The following is a 3,563-nucleotide window of genomic DNA, read 5'->3' as shown; positions in this document are numbered from 1 at the left end:
GATCGGGGGCTACCTCAGAATCCGGTTTCGTTGACCGCGGTGGTGTGGTAGTTCTCGTCCGGCGCGCCGCTCGGCTGGTCCACCGTGTCGGTCGGCGAACCGGAGGAGGCCGATCCACTGCCGGCCTGCACTATCCCGGTGTGGAACTGCTCGAACATCGCCTTGATGGCACCTTCGCAGTTGGCGTAGTTCTGTGCGGCCTTGGCGATGCCCGTGGTGAGGGTATTGAGGACGCCCTTGGAGGGCTCCGCCTGCGTGCCGTAGAGCTGTTCCGTCACCGTCGTCCACCGGGTATTGAAATCGTCGGCGACGTCCGCCGCGTCCCCGGTCCAGGAAAGCCGCAGTTCGCTCAAGGAGTTCATGATGTCGGCGAGCGCGTCACTGATGTTCTGGCCGGCCGAGGTCACCTGGTCGCAGGCGGCGGTGAGACTGTTCGGATCCACCGAGAGCGTGACGGCGTTGTAGTCGTGGGGAATGTGCGACATTGGCTGATACCTCCTCAGGATCCCTGCGAATTGGCGACATTGGCGTTCTCGGCGGAGATGTAGTTCTCCTTGCTCGTCATCATGCGCTCGATCATGTCGGTGAGGAGATCCTGGAGGTCTCTCATGACTTTGTTGACCTGGGTGGAGATATCGCTGAACGAATTGCCGGCGGGGCCCTTCCAGGCGTCTTCGACGACGCGGTACTGATCCTGGATGGTGTTGATGTTGTCCTCGATCACATCGGCCCGGTTCCGGACCAGGGTGATGGACTCGCCCAACTGACCGATGTCGACGGTCCAGGCCCCGGGGGTCATCACCGTCGTGCCGTCGGCGAGCACGTAGGAGCCGTCGCTCTGCAGGGTGGCGCCGTCGATTCCGTTGTCGGTGACGAGGTAGGTGGAGCCGTCGGACGCGGTGAAGATGCCGGTCTGGGTGTCGAGGGTGCCGGTGAGCACGGTGCCGTCCGCCAGAACGACGGTGGTCCCGTCGGAGGAGTAGAAGTCGCCGCCCGACATGTAGCCGTAGAGAACCGTGCCGTCGGGCAGGGTCTTGGTCACCCCGTCCTTCAGGAAACTGCCGTCCGGCGTGCTGATGCCGTGTTCGACCTCGCCGTCCGCCGAGACGTAGACGGTCCCGTCCTGCGAGATCCAGCCGCCGTCCTGGGTGGCGCTCCCCAGCAGTGTTTGGCCGTCGACGGTCCGGGACACGAGGAACTGTCCGTCCGCCGTGGTCTGTCCGTTCAGCACCGTGCCGTCGGGCTGGACCTCGACGGTCCCGTCCTCCGACACCCACGTGCCGTCGCTCAGCACGCTTCCGTACACCTGCTGACCGTTGACGGTCCGCACCTCGCCGTTCGGCAGGAACGATCCGTCCGCCGAGGTCAGCCCGTGCTCGACCTCGCCGTCCGCCGAGACGTAGACGGTGCCGTCCTGCGAGATCCAGCCGCCGTCCTGGGTGGCGCTCCCCAGTAGCGTCTGCCCGCCGACGGTCCGCGCGGTGAGCGAGGAGGTGTCCTGCGACGTCGCCTCCTCGGACTCGTCCGAGCCGGTCTCCTCGGCCGAGTCCGAAGTGACCGTCCCACCATCGGCGGAACCGTCATCCGCGAGGGTGGTCGTGCCGTCGTCCGAGACCGCCGTGGTGCCGTCGCCCGAGACCGTGGTCGTCCCGTCGTCCGCGACTGACCTGGTGCCGTCGCCCGAGACCGTGGTCGTCCCGTCGTCCGCGACTGACCTGGTGCCGTCGTCCGTGACCGTGGTCGTCCCGTCGTCCGCGACTGACGTGGTGCCGTCGTCCGTGACCGTTGTCGTGCCGTCCGCGCCGGACGCCTCGCCGTCCGCCACGAACGATCCGTCCGACGAGGTCTGCCCGTGCTCCACCTCGCCGTCCGCCGAGACGTAGACGGTCCCGTCCTCGGAGATCCACCCGCCGTCCTGGGTGTCCGAGCCCAGCAGAGTCTGACCGTCGACGGTCCGCTCGGTCAGGAACTGCCCGTCCGACGAGATCTCACCGTGTTCGACGGCACCACCGGCGGTGACCATCGTCGTCCCGTCCTCCGACAAGAACGACCCATCGTCCAGCTGTGTCCCATAAACGGTCCGACCATCGATCTGCTGCACTTCGCCATTCGCCAGAAACGAACCGTCCGGCGCCGTCAGCCCATGCTCGATCTCACCCTCACTCGAGACGTAGACCGTCCCGTCCTGCGAGACCCACCCACCGTCCTGAGTGTCCGCACCCCACAGCGTCCGACCGTCGACGGTCCGCTCGGTCAGGAACTGCCCGTCCGACGTGGTCTGCCCATGCTCCACAACGCCGCCGGCCGTGACCATCGTCGTCCCGTCCTCCGACAGGAACGAGCCGTCGTCCAAACGCGTGCCATATACCTCCGCACCATCGATGGCGCGTACCTCGCCGTGAGCGAGAAAAGCGCCGTCCGGCGCCGTCAGACCGTGCTCCACCGCACCATCACCGGACACGTAGACCGTGCCGTCCTGGGAGATCCAGCCGCCGTCCTGAGTGTCAGAACCCCACAGATCCTGGCCCTCAACCATCCGTTCCGTGACGAACTGGCCGTCCGAAGTGGTCTGCCCGTGCTCGACCACACCCCCGGCCGTGACCATCGTCGTCCCGTCCTCCGACCGGAACGAGCCGTCATCCAGACGCGTGCCGTAAACGGTCTGACCGTCGATCTGCTGCGCTTCGCCATCTGCCAGGAACGCGCCGTCCGGTGCCGTCAAGCCATGCTCGACCGTGCCGTCACCGGACACGTAGACCGTCCCGTCCTGGGAGATCCAGCCGCCGTTCTGGGTGTCGGAGCCCAGCAGATGCTCGCCGTCGACGGTGCGTTCGGTGAGGGAGGACTGGTCGTCCGGCGCGGTCTGGCCGGGAGTTGTGTCGCCGGTGCCCGTGGTGGTCGTCGTAGCACCCGGTTGTGGTGACGTGGACTCGGCCGAACGGGTCTCGCCCTCGTGCGAGGTGGACGTCGGCTCGGTCCCCGAAGTGCCGTGATCGGGGCGGGTGTTGTCGCGGACCCAAAGTGTGTTGCCCGCGTCCGTGTGTTCCGGTGGCCGGTGGCCTTCGTGAACTCCATGGTTGTGATGACCGGGGTGGTCTGTCGCATCCGCCTCGCCGGTCGCCTGGGTGAAGAACGACTCGTCCAGGTCGACCAGTTGGCTGCCGTCGGGCGATTGACCGGGCGCGTCGGGAAAAGAACCGTGACCGTCGGCCACCGGTTCCGCCAGAGTGGAACTCCCGGAATCATCCGGCGCATTGGACGCGTCAGGCGACTGGCTCTCCTGGTCCGCCGACGCGGTCGCGGGTCCGAACAGCCCCCGGTCCAGGGAGATCAACGCCTCGCCGTCGGTGTGCGCGTCGGTCATCTCGCCCCGTCTCCTTTCCCCGCCCCGCCGGCGACTCCATATGTGTCCGCACGCTAAGGCTCGTGGAATGGCGGGAGATTGCGTAGATCCTTGTTCCTGACCTGGGGGACGTCCTGGAACGGGGACGTCGAGCGGTGCTCGATATCCCGGCACCATGGACAGGCCGTCCCATAGGCCGATGACCGAAGAAAGCGGGGTG

The 3,563-nt window shown here is 66.9% G+C and carries 2 protein-coding genes; both read right to left on the bottom strand.

The annotated features are described in order from the left end of the window. Positions 1 to 14: 14 nt before the first annotated feature. Positions 15 to 485 carry a WXG100 family type VII secretion target gene (locus ACWDGI_RS36345; protein ID WP_450766544.1) on the bottom strand — a complete coding sequence of 157 codons (471 nt, stop codon included), beginning with the start codon at positions 483 to 485 and terminating at the stop codon, positions 15 to 17. A 14-nt stretch (positions 486 to 499) separates the two neighbouring features. Then, entirely contained in the window at positions 500 to 3,364 is a 2,865-nt protein-coding gene (locus ACWDGI_RS36340; RefSeq protein ID WP_450766542.1) for a WXG100 family type VII secretion target, read from the bottom strand. Positions 3,365 to 3,563: the final 199 nt, after the last annotated feature.

The organism is Streptomyces sp. NPDC001220 (assembly GCF_053597895.1).
This window is presented reverse-complemented; position numbering and strand designations above follow the sequence as displayed.